The organism is Maritimimonas sp. 2405UD52-3, from assembly GCF_056591715.1.
Genome location: NZ_JBWQOL010000005.1, coordinates 232209 through 247160, shown reverse-complemented (window position 1 = coordinate 247160; position 14952 = coordinate 232209). Strand labels below are relative to the sequence as shown.

13 protein-coding genes are annotated in these 14952 nt (G+C 31.0%); all 13 read left to right on the top strand.

Annotated elements, in window-relative coordinates:
- Positions 1-8 precede the first annotated feature (8 nt).
- The 13 genes from AC1EU5_RS13005 to AC1EU5_RS12945 all read left to right on the top strand — a co-directional run bounded on the left by AC1EU5_RS13005 (position 9) and on the right by AC1EU5_RS12945 (position 14950).
- Entirely contained in the window at positions 9-1880 is a 1872-nt protein-coding gene (locus AC1EU5_RS13005) for a carbamoyltransferase family protein (RefSeq protein WP_480192833.1), read from the top strand.
- A 2-nt stretch (positions 1881-1882) separates the two neighbouring features.
- Complete coding sequence (locus tag AC1EU5_RS13000) at positions 1883-3046, top strand: hypothetical protein (protein WP_480192832.1); 1164 nt, start codon at positions 1883-1885, stop codon at positions 3044-3046.
- 2 nt (positions 3047-3048) lie between these two features.
- The gene (locus tag AC1EU5_RS12995; RefSeq protein WP_480192831.1) at positions 3049-3198 is read left to right on the top strand and encodes a DUF5989 family protein; all 150 of its coding nucleotides are present in this window, start codon (positions 3049-3051) and stop codon (positions 3196-3198) included.
- 4 nt (positions 3199-3202) lie between these two features.
- Positions 3203-3577, top strand: coding sequence for a hypothetical protein (locus AC1EU5_RS12990; RefSeq protein ID WP_480192830.1), 375 nt, complete (start codon positions 3203-3205; stop codon positions 3575-3577).
- Positions 3578-3615: 38 nt separating this feature from the next.
- Positions 3616-5619, top strand: a complete 2004-nt coding sequence (gene asnB / locus AC1EU5_RS12985) for an asparagine synthase (glutamine-hydrolyzing) (protein WP_480192829.1) — start codon at positions 3616-3618, stop codon at positions 5617-5619.
- Positions 5620-5660: 41 nt separating this feature from the next.
- Positions 5661-6773, top strand: a complete 1113-nt coding sequence (locus AC1EU5_RS12980; protein ID WP_480192828.1) for a glycosyltransferase — start codon at positions 5661-5663, stop codon at positions 6771-6773.
- A gap of 36 nt (positions 6774-6809) precedes the next feature.
- Positions 6810-8045 carry a hypothetical protein gene (locus AC1EU5_RS12975; protein WP_480192827.1) on the top strand — a complete coding sequence of 412 codons (1236 nt, stop codon included), beginning with the start codon at positions 6810-6812 and terminating at the stop codon, positions 8043-8045.
- Positions 8042-9166 carry a hypothetical protein gene (locus tag AC1EU5_RS12970; RefSeq protein ID WP_480192826.1) on the top strand — a complete coding sequence of 375 codons (1125 nt, stop codon included), beginning with the start codon at positions 8042-8044 and terminating at the stop codon, positions 9164-9166. The genes AC1EU5_RS12975 and AC1EU5_RS12970 overlap by 4 nt, the downstream gene beginning before the upstream one ends.
- 92 nt (positions 9167-9258) lie before the next feature.
- Positions 9259-10584 (top strand): DUF362 domain-containing protein, encoded by a 1326-nt coding sequence (locus AC1EU5_RS12965; RefSeq protein ID WP_480192825.1) that lies wholly within the window; start codon positions 9259-9261, stop codon positions 10582-10584.
- A 3-nt stretch (positions 10585-10587) separates the two neighbouring features.
- Entirely contained in the window at positions 10588-11607 is a 1020-nt protein-coding gene (locus tag AC1EU5_RS12960; RefSeq protein WP_480192824.1) for an ATP-grasp domain-containing protein, read from the top strand.
- The gene (locus AC1EU5_RS12955; protein WP_480192823.1) at positions 11600-12676 is read left to right on the top strand and encodes a glycosyltransferase family 4 protein; all 1077 of its coding nucleotides are present in this window, start codon (positions 11600-11602) and stop codon (positions 12674-12676) included. Before AC1EU5_RS12960 ends, AC1EU5_RS12955 begins: the two co-directional genes overlap by 8 nt.
- Positions 12673-13794 carry a glycosyltransferase gene (locus tag AC1EU5_RS12950; protein ID WP_480192822.1) on the top strand — a complete coding sequence of 374 codons (1122 nt, stop codon included), beginning with the start codon at positions 12673-12675 and terminating at the stop codon, positions 13792-13794. The genes AC1EU5_RS12955 and AC1EU5_RS12950 overlap by 4 nt, the downstream gene beginning before the upstream one ends.
- Positions 13787-14950, top strand: coding sequence for a glycosyltransferase family 4 protein (locus AC1EU5_RS12945; protein ID WP_480192821.1), 1164 nt, complete (start codon positions 13787-13789; stop codon positions 14948-14950). Before AC1EU5_RS12950 ends, AC1EU5_RS12945 begins: the two co-directional genes overlap by 8 nt.
- The last annotated feature ends 2 nt before the right edge of the window (positions 14951-14952 follow it).

The window sequence follows — 14952 nt, the reverse complement described above, 5'->3', positions numbered from 1 at the left end:
AAATAAGAATGAATCAAAAAAATATTTTAGGCATTTCAGCTTTCTATCATGATTCAGCAGCTACGATTACTATTGGAGGGGAAATTATTGCCGCTGCACAAGAAGAACGATTCACAAGAGATAAACACACTCCAGATTTTCCAAAAAATTCCATAAAGTACTGTTTAGAAGAAACAGGTTTAGAAATTGATGAATTAGACGCCATCGTATTTTATGACAAACCGTTACTTAAATTCGAACGATTACTTCAAACATACTATGCTTTTGCACCCAAAGGGTTAATGTCTTTTTTAAAAGCTATTCCGGTATGGTTAAACGAGAAAATGTTCTTAAAAAAATTAATATATGATGGCTTAAATGAAGTTGGACCATATGATAAGAAAAAGGTCAAACTTTTATTTCCTGAACATCACCTATCTCACGCTGCAAGTGCTTTTTATCCTTCACCATATCAGGAATCTGCAATTCTTACAATAGATGGGGTAGGTGAGTGGAGTACAGTGTCAATAGGTAAAGGTAAAGGAAAAAATATTGAGATATTAAAGGAAATGGAATTTCCACATTCTGTTGGCTTATTGTATAGTGCCTTCACCTACTTTTTAGGGTTTACTGTTAATTCTGGAGAATATAAACTTATGGGTTTAGCCCCGTATGGGAACCCTGAAGCTGAAGAAACAAGTAATTTTGTATCCTTAATAAAAAATAATTTAATTTCAATAAAAGAGGATGGTTCCGTTTGGATAGATCAAGATTATTTTAATTATGCAACTGGTCTTCGAATGGTCAAAGAGAGTAAATGGACAAACCTTTTTGGGTTTGGACGTAGAGAACCCGAAACTGATATTGAGCAGAAGCATTGTAATCTTGCTCTTGCCATTCAACTGGTTACAGAAGAGATTGTTATTAAAATGGCCAAAGAAGTAAAAAGATTAACGGGGTCTGATAATTTATGTTTGGCAGGAGGTGTAGCACTTAATTGTGTTGCAAATGGAAAATTACTCAGAGAAAATATATTTAAAAATGTATATATACAACCTGCCGCCGGAGATGCTGGTTGTTCATTAGGAGCGGCATTGGCAATTGAATATATGTATTTTAATAATGAAAGAGTCGTTACTAATAAAATGGATACTATGAAAGGCTCGTATTTGGGTCCTGATTATTCCGATAAGGAAATCCACTTGATGAACCGTAAGGTTAAGGCTAATGTTAAGAAATATGATAATTTTTCTGATTTAACAAAGATAGTTGCTGAAAAGTTGGCCAAAGGTGATGTCGTTGGATGGTTTCAAGGAAAAATGGAATTTGGACCAAGAGCTCTTGGCAATAGAAGTATTTTAGGAGATGCACGTAATCCGCAAATGCAAAAGAAATTAAACTTAAAAATAAAATACAGGGAAGGCTTTAGACCCTTTGCACCATCAGTTTTGGCGGAAAAAGTATCTGAATATTTTGATCTTGATACTGATTCGCCATATATGTTGGTTGTTGCTCCAGTAAAAAAGTCAAGAAGGAAGACATTGCCAGAAAATTATTATAATTTACCATTTTTTGAGCGATTATATACTGAAAGGAGTGACTTACAATCTATCACACACCTTGATTTTTCTGCCAGGATTCAATCAGTTCATAAGGAAACAAATCCACGTTATTGGAAATTAATTGATGCTTTTGAAAGACAAACAGGATATGGTTTGGTGGTAAATACTAGTTTTAATGTACGTGGTGAACCTATAGTTTGTACACCATACGACGCCTATCGTTGTTTTATGAGTACGGAAATGGATTATTTGGTAATCAATGATTTTTTATATGTTAAAAAGGAACAGCCTGAATGGGAAAATAGGGATAAGTGGAGAGTAAAGTTTAAAATGGACTAGAAATGAAAAAAAAGAGTATTTCAAGAACAATTTTAATCAATATTGGAATTTTTCTGGGTTTTTTAATTCTTCTGAATTTTTTTGCAATTACGGGCTGGGAATCTAGACGATTTATAAACTATCTTAAGAATGATGTTTTTAAAAAGAAAACTGAGCGTATTGATCCACGAGCATTACTCCCTAATTATAGTGATAAAAGTTGGGCAAAGCAATATTTTAATGATTTTAATAAACTGAAAGATGATAATTATGAATCTTATGTAGGATGGAGAAAGGAAGCATTTAAGTCAACTTATATTAATATTGATTCATTAGGTGATAGAGTTACACCACAAATTAATAATGCAACTGACAGTGTAACAAAAGTTTTATTTTTGGGCGGATCAACAATGTGGGGAACCGGAGCACCTGATAATGGAACAATCCCTGCATTTTTCGTCGCAGAAGAAAATAATTATTTTGTAAAGAACTTTGGTGAATCCGCATACAGGGCAATGCAAAGTTATATTTATTTGTTGCTTAAATTTAATTCGGGGGTAAAAGCTGATTGGGTGATAACCTATGATGGAGTTAATGATGCTGTAGGCTTTTTGAATAATAATAATGGTACTTCTACTATTGCTGAAAGTAAAATGAAATCTAAATTAAAGCAAAAGAAAGAAATGCCTAATTATATTACCGATTTGACTTATCGTAATTTTTTTATTGGACCTTTGGAAAATACAGTGATACGATTCAAAAATAAGAGGGTTATAAAGGAAAAAATGGACATTGTTTTAAACGAAGAAAGAACAAATATTGTTGCTAGAGCTATGCTCGATAGTTGGAATGCTATGATGGATCTATCTGAAAATAACGACTCAAACTTTTTAGCTGTTCTACAACCTAACGTATCTGTTGGAAAACCAAAAATTGACTATCTAACATTTGACGAATATGAAGAGCTATTGATGAAAACATATAAGCCATTTTATAAACGAGTTCGTGAATTGTTAAACGAAGATGAGAAATATCGTAAATTGAGCAATCATGTTCTTGACCTTACCAATAGTTTTGATGGTAAAGCATATTATATAGATTGGTGTCACGTTATACCAGAAGGAAATAAGATCATTGCAGATCGGATCAAGGAAAGAATTAATCAAAATATTAATAAAAAAGAATAAAAATGGATTTTTTAAAGGATTTATGGCATTTTATGAAAGAGCGAAAGAAGTTTTGGCTTGCACCCGTAATTATACTTTTATTATTATTGGGCATTCTAATTGTTTTTGCAGGTAGTTCGGCCCTGGCCCCATTTATTTATACCATATTTTAAAATTATGAGCTCAATAAAGATTAAATCAGATTCTGTAAAAACAGTATTAGTAATAACCGTCGGATTTATAGTGGTATATGCTATATTCAAATGGGAATGGGCACTTTATACTGCTTTAGTTATTGGAGTTTCAGGAGTTTTGTCAGAATTTATTTCAAAAAAAATTGATTTTGTTTGGATGAAATTGACATGGTTGCTAAGTTTAATTATTCCTAATGTACTTTTAACAGTTGTTTTTTACCTTTTTTTAACCCCAATAGCATTATTATCTAGGGTTTTTGGTGAAAAGAATCAACTTGGTTTGAAAAATAATCAAAGTAGTATATTCAAGGAATCATATAAGAAGTTTGATCCTCAAAGTTTTGAGAAAACTTGGTAATTAAAAAGATTTATTTTAATTAAATTTTTAGACCTAGCATGTGTGGCATAAGTGGTGTTTTGAGTCAAAAAATAATAGATTTTTCATCTTTTGTAAGAATGAATCAAATAATTAGTCACCGTGGGCCCGATGATGAAGGATTTGTTTTTTTTGATAAGGATTTGAAAGCCACAACTGGTGGCAGTGAAGATACTTCAATGGAAGCGTGGGATAGCACTTTTCCTTATAAGCCCGTTTTAGAGGTAAAAAAAAACTACGGCGATTTTAATATTGCTTTTGGGCATCGCAGACTCTCGATTTTAGACCTATCACCAGCGGGACATATGCCAATGTGTGATAAAGAAGAAGAGTTATGGATCACCTATAACGGAGAAGTTTACAATTTTATTGAGATTCGAAATGAACTGAAACAATTAGGTCACAATTTCTTTACAAACTCAGATACAGAAGTCATTCTAAATGCATATAAAGAATGGGGTTCCGATTGTTTAGATCGATTTATGGGAATGTTTGCTTTTGCTATTCTTGATATCAAAAACAAAAACTTTTTTTTGTCAAGAGATCGATTCGGAATCAAACCCTTGTATTACTGGGTCTCAGAATCAGGAGATTTTTATTTTGCAAGTGAAATTAAGCAATTTACCGAAAATAAAGAGTGGAGTCCTAAATTGAATCATCAAAGAGCCTTTGATTATATTTATGGATATAAAACTGACCATACCAATGAAACTATGTTCAAAGGTGTTTATCAACTAGAACCCGGCCATGCCATATTCTTAAATATTGAAAATTATCGTTTTGAATCTAACAATAAAATTGATTCCTTCAAATGGTATAATCCTCAACAAAATATGTTTAAGGGATCTTTCGGGGAAGCAAAAGAAATATTTAAGAACAAATTTTTTGAATCGGTCCAAATGCATTTACGAGCTGATGTGAAAGTTGGATGTACTTTAAGTGGCGGAGTTGATTCATCGTCCATTACTTGTGTAGTGAATGAACTTTTAGATAAAGAGGGTAAAGTAGAAATTCAAAATACTTTTTCAGCAGTAGACGGAGATTCAAAATATTCGGAGAAAAAATGGATTGATATAGTATTGGATAAAATAAATGTCAATTCTCATTTAATTACTCCTGATCCAGAAGAAGTGCTTAGTAATATTGATCAGATAATTTACCAAATGGATGAGCCGATAGGTTCAATGAGTCCATATTTAGCCTATTTAGTTGATCGTAGTGCAAAAGAAAACGATATAACAGTTTTACTAAATGGTCAAGGCGCAGATGAATATTTGGGAGGTTATGGAGCATTTAGAAAATTACAGCAACAAAAGGCCTTAGATTCTTTAAATATTGGCAAAATTAAAAAAGAGTTTGAATGTACTTTTGCCGAAGCAATAAAATTAGCTGTAAGATCATCACTAAGACAAATTTTTACTTCTTTATTTCCAAAAAGATATAATAGAACATTTAGTAACTCTTTGGATGCAAAAAAGTGGTTTTATTGTTTGGACTATAAGGTCTTACTTGCAGATACTAGCAGAGTAATCATGAATTCGTTACCTAAAATTACCAGTTATAAAACGATTTCGAAAGGTCAACTCACTAAGTCGCCTTTGCCCATGTATCTTCGATGGGAGGATCGTAATTCAATGATTCATTCAATAGAGGCACGAGTTCCATTTCTTGACCATCGTTTGGTTGAGTTTTGTCATAGTTTACCTATTGAATATTTAGATATTCCGGGACAGACAAAAAGAATATTATTGGAATCCATGAAAGATACTATTCCTAATAAAATATATAATAGAAAAGATAAAATGGGGTATGTGGCCCCTGATGAGCGATGGGTTAAAGAAGAGTTTACTCAAACGTTTAGAGAATTATTAAGAGATAGTATAGAGTATTCGCAAGGAATAATAAAACCTGAAGCACTAGACTATTTTGATGATATTATATCCGGAAAGGAAAAATTTAATTTTTCTTATTGGAGATTAATTATGTTTGGACACTGGATGAAAAAATTTGAGATCGTGCTATAGTATGTTTAAACCCAACTTTATCTTATACGATTTTTATTTAAATGAAAGAAAAAAGAATACTCATTGTTTCAGGCACATTTTTTCCTGAAAATAATCCTAGATCATTTAGAACTACAGAATTAGCTAAAGAATTTTCGAGATTAGGGCATAGTGTGGTATTATACATACCAAAAGATAAACCCAATCATGAGAAGTTTGAAAAAGAATACGGGGTTACAATTAAGAATCTGGGTAAAAGAGTTTTAAAAAGAATTAATCCAGATAGCGAAAATACAGTTGCAAAGATTTTAAGAAGACTACTTAGAAGAACTTTAATTCAATTATTCGAATACCCAGATATTGAATTGATGTATCAAGTTAAAAGAAAATTGAAAAGGGAAAAAGAATACGATTTATTAATTTCTATAGCTGTACCCTTCCCAATTCATTGGGGTGTAGCTTGGGCTAGAAGAAAGAGTAATCCCATTTCCAAAATTTGGATTGCGGATTGTGGTGATCCATACTATTTCTCAAGCCATGATTCGTTTAGAAAATTGTTTTACTTTAAATACTTAGAAAAGTGGTTTAGTAAAAAGGCGGATTATATTTCAATACCATTTGAAGGCTTAAAAAAGTATTTTTTTGGAGAATTTGATTCTAAATATAAGATCATTCCTCAAGGGTTCAATTTCAAGGAAATTATAATATCAAACGAGCCAATTAATAATGAAGTTGTGACTTTTGCGTATGCTGGAAGCTTTATGAAGAACTCGAGGGATCCTAGGAGGCTTTTAGATTATTTGTTAACAATAGATCTGCCATTTAGATTTATAATTTATAATAACCAAAAAGAATTTACTGATCCTTATATAAAAAAACTTGGAAACAAAATTTTTGTAAGAGATTATCTACCACGTAAAGAATTAATTTATCAACTAAGTAAAATGGATTTTTTGATCAATTTAGAATATGATCCTACTAACCAAGCCCCAAGTAAGTTAATTGATTATAGTTTGACCAAAAGACCAATTTTATTAATTAAAAACAAAGAATTTAGTGAGGGTATTATAACTGAATTTTTGAATAGAAATTATAAAAATCGATTTGAATATAATGATCTAAATGATTATGATATAACGAATGTTTCATTGAAATTTTTAGATTTGTTAAATTAAGAGGAATAGATTTATAGTTAAAAACCATAAAATAAAGTGAACCAAAAAACGAGCAGCTGGGTATTATTTTTTATAAACCCTTTTGTGTCTGTGCTAGTGGCTTTAAATAATTATTCTTGGCCTTTTGCAAAGAATATTTTTTGGGCATTTTGTGCTTTTTATGGTTTTGCTTTTGCCATTGGTCAAGAAAATTCAGGTTCTGATATTAATAGATATATAGACCAGTTAATTGTTTTACACTCTTATACTACCCTTACTATTAATGAAATTATTTCCTTCTTCGATCAGTCTGGTGAGATAGATATCTTTAACACTTCTATAACATACCTAGTATCTAGATTTACTGATAATAAAGGAATATTGACTATGGTTTATGGAGTGTTCTTTGGATATTTCTATTCAAGAAATATTTGGTATACTCTTGGGTTACTCAAAGGTAAATTCACATTTTCTATTAAATTGCTGATTTTTACATTTTTATTGATCGCCCCTATATGGTATATTAATGGGGTTAGGATGTATTTGGCATTTCACGTTTTTATGTACGGGTTACTTCCGTTTATATTTGAGAATAAAAAAGAAAAACTTATATACATATATTTATCATGGTTGATTCATTTTTCTTTCCTGATTCCAATCACAATATTTGTTATTTATCGTCTAATCGGAAATAGACTTAATTTATATTTTTTGACTTTTATATTTACTTTATTCGTTTCGCAGATTGATCTAAGTGTTTTGGGTGATATTGAGAGCTACTTGCCTCAAAGATTGTTGGAAAGATCTCAATCTTACATAATTGAAAGTACAATAGAGTCAAATACCGGTCAAGTTAGTACTTCAAATTTAGTTTGGTATGTTGAGTGGTACGGACGTGCTTTAAGATGGGCAATTTATTCTCTCATAATTTATCTTTTTCTTTATGGTAACGCCTTTGTGAAAAGAAATTTGGAATATAGGAAGTTGTTTTCGTTGATACTTATATTTTTTAGTGCTGCGAACTTACTTCTTAATATGCCTTCAGGAACTAGATTTATGATATTCCCGTTATTTTTAGCCCTTATTTTAATTCTTTTATATTTAGATATATTCAAGGTTGATATAAATTTTAGGACGATGGTTAACGTTTTGACTCCTGCATTTATTCTTTTTATAGTAGTTTCTATTCGTATTGGTTTATATTCATCTAGTTTAACAACAATTATTGGTAATCCTTTTTTTGCAGTTTTCAATGTGGGAGATACGGTTTCAATAAATGATCTAATAAAATGAGTATAGTAAGAAATATAAAACTTAACCTCTCTAATGTTATTGGTTGGAGAAGTTCGAAAAAAATCATTGTTTTTGAAAGTGACGATTGGGGTAGTATCCGTATGCCTTCTAGAAAGATTTCTGATATATTAATTAAGAAGGGAGTTAGAGTAGATAATAATGATAATTGGTCTTTAGATTGTTTAGAATCAGAAAATGATTTAGAAAATTTGTTTTCTATTATTATAAAGCATAGGGATTTGGTTAACAATTTTCCTTTATTCACTATGAATACTGTAATGGGAAACCCTGATTTTGAGAAGATAAAAGAATCTAAATTTGAAGCATTTCATCACGAACATTTTTTTAAGTCTTATGATCGTTTCCATGGTTCAAGTTTTGAGCAGTTATGGAAAAAAGCTTTTAGAGATAGAATAATCCAACCACAATTTCATGCAAGGGAGCATGTAAATGTACCCTTATGGCTTAAAGACCTCAGAACTGATTTTAAGGATACTAGACTCTCCTTTGATTATGGTTTTTATGGTTTGATAACTAAAACGAGTTCAGCGTATCAAAGTCATTATTTAGCGGCATATAGAGCTGAGAATGAAGAGGAATTGAGGCAAATTAGAGATAGTACTAAAGAAGGACTACAACTTTTTGAAAACACCTTTGGTTTTAAATCAAAATCTTTTATTGCCTGTAATTATGTTTGGTCCAAACAAATCGAATCGCTTTTACATCAAAAAGGAGTTTTATCATTGCAAACCCAAAGAGGACAGCTTGAGCCTGATATTATTAAAAATGGAAAGATTAATATAAAAAGACATTATACAGGAAAGAGAAATGAGTTGAACCAAATTTATACCGTAAGAAATGTAAAATTTGAGCCTTTTGAAAATAAAAGAATTGATTGGGTGAAGAAGGCACTAAGAGAAATTCAAATAGCTTTTTTTTGGAATAAGCCAGCTGTAATTTCTACACATAGAATAAATTATGTTAGTGGTATCAGTGAAAAAAACAGAGATCAAAATCTGAAAAAACTGGATACATTACTAAAAAATATCTTAAAAAAGTGGCCAGATGTTATATTCTTAAGTAGTGACCAACTTGCTTCACTAATAGCAAATAGTGACTAACAATTATGAAATAGTGTTTTAAAAATAAAAATTCATCAAATTTTTAATAAAAAAATACAGAATTTTATGCAGATTATAGATTATTAAAAGAAATGAAAGCATTTGTAAATATAAAAACAGTCTTCCCCAATACTTCCAGAGAGCTGCAGTCGTTAAAAAAAGTATATGAAGATCAAGATATGTTACTTGACCTTATTGATGAAGTTGTTCAAGGGTATTTAACTCCTGAAGTAATTGAAGGAAAAAAAGTTTTATTAAAACCAAATTGGGTAAGGCATTCTAAGGTTGAAGAGGATGAATGGTGTTTGAGAACTCATGATAGTTTTTTATTAGCAACCGTAAAATATGTTTTAAATCTTAAACCGAAAGAAATTCTAATTGGTGATGCTCCCATACAGGGTTGTCATTGGAGTAAAATGGTTACTCAAAATTTAAAAGAAAGCGTAGTTAACCTTTCGAAAGAGTATAAAACACCTATATCTATTAAAGATTTTCGAAGAGTTCATTTTGATCCTGAATTAAATAATGCAATTGAACAACAAGAACCTATTGATAATTATGTAATATTTGATGTTGGAAAGAAAAGTTACCTTGAACCTATAACAGAAAAGGATACTAATAAATTTAGAGTTACAGTATATAACCCGGATAGATTTCATGAATCACATAGGCCCGGTGTTCATAAGTATTGTATTACCAAAGAATTATTTAATGCAGATGTTGTAATTTCTATACCAAAAGTGAAGACACACCAAAAAGCTGGAATTACTTCGGCTTTAAAGAATATAGTTGGCTTAAATGGTGATAAAGACTTTCTGCCACATCATAGATTGGGAGGAACAGCAATGGGAGGAGATTGTTATCCTGGTGATAATAAATTTAGATATTGGTCAGAATTGAGCCTAGATAACGCCAATAGGAAAAAAGGGAAATGGCAGTATTATGTATGGACAAAGATTGCTTCTTTATTATGGAGAATCTCTTTTCCAAAGAAAGTTCATAGTTTAACAGCTGGATGGTATGGTAATGATACTACATGGCGTATGGTTATGGATTTGAATCAGATAATATATTTTGGCACAAAAGCGGGAGAATTGAAAGAACAGAAACAGCGTTTATTTTTTTCTTTGTGCGATGGAATTATTGGGGGACAAGGTGATGGTCCTCTAAATCCAGAATTATTACCTTTAGGAGTAGTGAGTTTTACAAATACTTCAGGGTTTAACGATCTAGCGCTATCTAAAATGATGGGGATGAATTCTGAAAAAATACCACTATTAGTTTCAGCTAAAACCCTTGAAAAGGACTCTGAGGTAAGCTTCCAATTAAATAAGAAATCCGTGAACTTAAAAGATTATGATAAACTTGCTATTAAAGCAAAAATGCCACCCGGTTGGATAGAATATAATAAAAAATAAAGTATGAAATTCGCAATTCACAAGGGTAAAGAGGGGTTTTATTCAAGATGGATAAATTACTGTGAGAAGAAAGATATACCATACAAATTAGTTAGATGCTATGATAATAATATTCTAGACCAACTTAGTGATTGTGATGCTTTATTATGGCATCATAGTCACTCAATGTCCAAAGATATTTTATCGGCAAAAGCACTATTATTTTCTCTTGAACAAGCTGGAATCAAAGTTTTTCCTAATTTTAATACTGGGTGGCATTTTGATGATAAAGTAGGGCAGAAATACTTACTGGAAGCCATAGATGCCCCTTTAGTAAAATCGTATGTTTTTTATTGTAAAGAGGAAGCTTTAGATTGGATAGGAAAAACCGACTTCCCAAAAGTATTTAAATTAAGAGGGGGTTCTGGTTCAGCCAATGTCAAATTGATTAGAACAAGATCAGAAGCCATTAAATATACAAAGAGGGCGTTCAGCAAAGGATTTAAACAGTATCAAGCTTTACAGAATTTGAAGGAAAGGTGGCGTAAGTATAAGAACGGCTTGACGGACTTAAAAGATGTTTTTAAGGGTATTCTACGCTTTTACAAAGAACCAGAATTTTCTAAAACTATCGGATTTGAAAGAGGCTATATTTATTCTCAGGATTTTATCCCAAATAATGATTTTGACATTAGAATTGTAGTGATTGGTGATAGAGCCTTTGCATTGAAAAGAATGGTTAGAAAAGGTGATTTCAGAGCTTCTGGTAGCGGAGAGATGAAATTCGGTAAGGAGGAGTTTGATGAGCGATGTGTTGAAATTTCATTTGAAACATCCAGAAAGTTAAATGCCCAATGTTTGGCATATGATTTTGTTTTTGATATTGATGAAAATCCTTTAATTGTTGAAATAAGTTATGGGTTTGCAGTAGAAGCGTATGATCAATGCGAAGGTTTCTGGGATAAAAATTTAACTTGGCATCCTGGGAAGTTTCTACCACAAGGTTGGATCATTGAAAATTTATTAGCAGAGAATAATGACTAGAATTATAATAGCAATTCATTCGTTGGGAGTTGGTGGAATGGAAAGGGTCGCTTCAGAATTGGCAAATAGATTTTACGAAAAAAATGATATTGAAGTTCATTTTATTCTGTTCGGAATTAAAAGGGAAGTTTTTTATAATGTGAATTCAGGGATTAAAATTCATAAACCGAAATTTGAGTTTAATAATAGACTCCGAAATTTTAACACGTTAAAAACTCTTGTTTTTTTAAGAAAAAAAATTAAAGAATTGAATGCTGATGTGATTTTAAGTTTTGGGGAGTATTGGAATAATCTAGTTTTACTTGCCAATAGTGGCTTAACAACTCCAATTTATATTGCTGATAGAAGTACTCCACTAAAAGATTTAGGTAGATTTCAAAATTACTTAAGAAAACTTTTATACCCCAGATCTTCTGGGTTAATCGTTCAAACAGAGTTTGCCAAGAATATTTATAAGAAGACCTTTAGAAACCTAAAAATTGTTTCTATACCAAACCCAATTCCAGATTTAAAATTTGATAACAATTTTAAAAGAGAAAATATAATCCTTTCAGTTGGCAGATTAATAGAAACTAAGCATATAGATAGGTTAATAAAAATATTTTCAAACTTAAAAGTAAAAGACTGGAAATTAGTTATTGTTGGCTCTAATGCTAAAGAGCAGAATACAAAAGTGAAACTTGAAAAATTGACAGATCATTTAGGTTTAAATGGTAGAGTAAATTTTGTTGGTAATACAAAAGATGTTAACAAATACTACTTAAAAAGTAAAATCTTCGCTTTTACTTCTAGTTCTGAGGGGTTTCCTAATGTTATTGGTGAAGCCATGGCTGCAGGATTACCTGTAGTGGCTTATGATTGCATAGCTGGACCCTCCGAAATTATAAGTGATACAGAGGATGGTTTTATAGTACCTCTTTTCGATGATCAACTATTTCAAAACAAACTAGAGTTCCTTATTGATAATGATAATTTAAGGTCTCAAATGGGTGAAAGAGCAAGTTTTAATAGTAAGCGATATAATTCTGATGATATTACCAGGCAATTCTTAAAAATCATTGTTAATTGAAAATCTTAATCAATACAGCTTCTACTTTTAAAGGAGGAGGAATTCAAGTGGCAAAATCATTTATTGAAGAATGTAAAAAATATTCAGAGAATCAATATTTTGTAGTTCTCGGTGTTACTCTTTCCGAAATGATTAATAAGGAGAGTTTTCCAGATAATTTTTCTTTCTATGACGCCCCGTTTAGACCGGCAACAATGGTTTTTAAATTAAAATCTCATAATTATTTCTTTAAGGAAATTGAAAGAAAATGGCAACCAGATGTGGTGTTTACAACATCTGGCCCTTCATATTGGAAGCCTAAAGCCCCTCACCTTATTGGCTATAATTTACCACATTATATATACTCGGAATCACCATTTTTTAAGCAAATATCATTTGAAAGAAGAGTATGGTGGAGAATGATGAAGGTCTACGCACGTTATGTATTTAGAAGAGACGGCGATGCATATGTGGTTCAGACAAATGATGTAAATAAAAGGCTCAAAAAATTTCTCAATAAGCCGAAAGTCTTTACGGTATTTAACACAATAAATAGTTATTTCTCAGATTTTACTAGTGTTACTGCCAGGTTAAAGGATAAAAATCAAAATGAATTTAGACTGTTAACATTATCAGCTTGGTATCCTCATAAAAATTTACACATAATTCCTGAAGTGGTTAAAAGATTAAAAGATACAAAGGTGAATATAAAATTTATTGTGACACTTCCGGAGTCCGATTTTTTTAAATTGACCAAAGGTGAGAATTATCCAAATATTATAAATGTAGGACCTGTAAAGATAAAAGATGCACCATCGTTATACACTGAGTGCGATGCGATGTTTTTGCCAACACTTCTTGAATGCTTTTCTGCTTCGTATGTTGAAGCTATGAAAATGAGAAAACCTATAGTAACAAGCGATTTAGGTTTTGCACACACCATATGTCAGAATTCAGCTATTTATATTAATCCTACTGATGCTGATGATATTGCTTTTAAAATTAAAAAACTCGCCAGCTCTAAGAAGCTTCAGGGGGATTTGATTGAAAATGGCGTATCTAGATTAAACACTTTTAGCACAGCTTCAGATAGGGCAAAACAATATCTGAGAATTTGTGAAACTTTAATTAATGAGTAGAAAATCAACTAGTAAAATTGAAAATAGAAAAATTTTAATTGTTAATCAGGCAGTTAATTATTTAACTATAGGAATTTGCAATGAATTTTGTGAAAAATTTGCGAGGGTTGCTTTAATAACTGGAAGCGTGCACACCCAGGGCGAATTATTAGATGAACAAATAGAGATTACTTATATAAATAAATGGAGAGAAGAGCACGGTATTGGTAAGTTTTTAATCTATTTAAAAGCTTTGTTAAGAATTTTCTTTTTACTAAGAACTAAGTATCGGAACTATGAGATATTTTTTATTTCTGTTCCTCCAATGGCTTACCTTTTAAATTTATTGGTTGGTAATCGATTTAGTATGTTAATTTGGGATATCTATCCTGATATACTAAAGATTATGGGTATGTCAGAAAACCATATTGTTTTTCGTTTATGGGCAAGACTTAATAAAAAATCATTTAATAAGGCTTTTAAAATATTTACAATTGGAGACAAAATGGCAGAACTGCTTTCAAAATATGTTAAAGATGAAGCTATAATTGTGCAACCTATTTGGGCTATTTTCAATGAAAACAAACGAATTGTTAAATCTGAGAACCCCTTTGTAAAACTTCATAATTTAGAAAATAAATTTGTTGTACAATATTCTGGAAATATTGGATTGACACATAAAGTTGAAGTAATGCTCGATTTGGCCGAAATAATGAGTGATTATGAGAATATATTATTTCAAATTATTGGAAGGGGACCTAGAAAGAAAGTGTTACAAGAGTTAGTTGAAAAAAAGCAATTAAAGAATTGTCAATTCTTGCCCTTTCAATCAGATGATATGTTTCCCTATTCGTTATCAGCAGCGGATGTCGGGATTGTAATACTTGATGAAAAAACCTCAAAGGGAAGCGTGCCAAGCAAATCTTATAATCTGATGAGTTTGGGTATTCCATCTTTATATATTGCATCTGAAGACTCTGAACTAAAAAATTATTCTCTGAAATATAAAAATGCAGAATGCTTTACAGAGAGACAACTTTATAATGCAAAAAATTACATTTTAAAACTAAAAGAGGATAAAAATTATTATCAATCTTTGTCAAAAAATAATATTACTGCATCCATGAATTTTAAGAGATCAAATGCAGAGAAAATTGTTAATTATTATATCGATTAATA

Coding starts and splice junctions, on each gene's coding strand:
- AC1EU5_RS13005 (WP_480192833.1), top strand. CDS start 9: ATGAATCAAAAAAATATTTTAGGCATTTCAGCTTTCTATCATGATTCA.
- AC1EU5_RS13000 (WP_480192832.1), top strand. CDS start 1,883: ATGAAAAAAAAGAGTATTTCAAGAACAATTTTAATCAATATTGGAATT.
- AC1EU5_RS12995 (WP_480192831.1), top strand. CDS start 3,049: ATGGATTTTTTAAAGGATTTATGGCATTTTATGAAAGAGCGAAAGAAG.
- AC1EU5_RS12990 (WP_480192830.1), top strand. CDS start 3,203: ATGAGCTCAATAAAGATTAAATCAGATTCTGTAAAAACAGTATTAGTA.
- asnB (WP_480192829.1), top strand. CDS start 3,616: ATGTGTGGCATAAGTGGTGTTTTGAGTCAAAAAATAATAGATTTTTCA.
- AC1EU5_RS12980 (WP_480192828.1), top strand. CDS start 5,661: ATGAAAGAAAAAAGAATACTCATTGTTTCAGGCACATTTTTTCCTGAA.
- AC1EU5_RS12970 (WP_480192826.1), top strand. CDS start 8,042: ATGAGTATAGTAAGAAATATAAAACTTAACCTCTCTAATGTTATTGGT.
- AC1EU5_RS12965 (WP_480192825.1), top strand. CDS start 9,259: ATGAAAGCATTTGTAAATATAAAAACAGTCTTCCCCAATACTTCCAGA.
- AC1EU5_RS12960 (WP_480192824.1), top strand. CDS start 10,588: ATGAAATTCGCAATTCACAAGGGTAAAGAGGGGTTTTATTCAAGATGG.
- AC1EU5_RS12955 (WP_480192823.1), top strand. CDS start 11,600: ATGACTAGAATTATAATAGCAATTCATTCGTTGGGAGTTGGTGGAATG.
- AC1EU5_RS12945 (WP_480192821.1), top strand. CDS start 13,787: ATGAGTAGAAAATCAACTAGTAAAATTGAAAATAGAAAAATTTTAATT.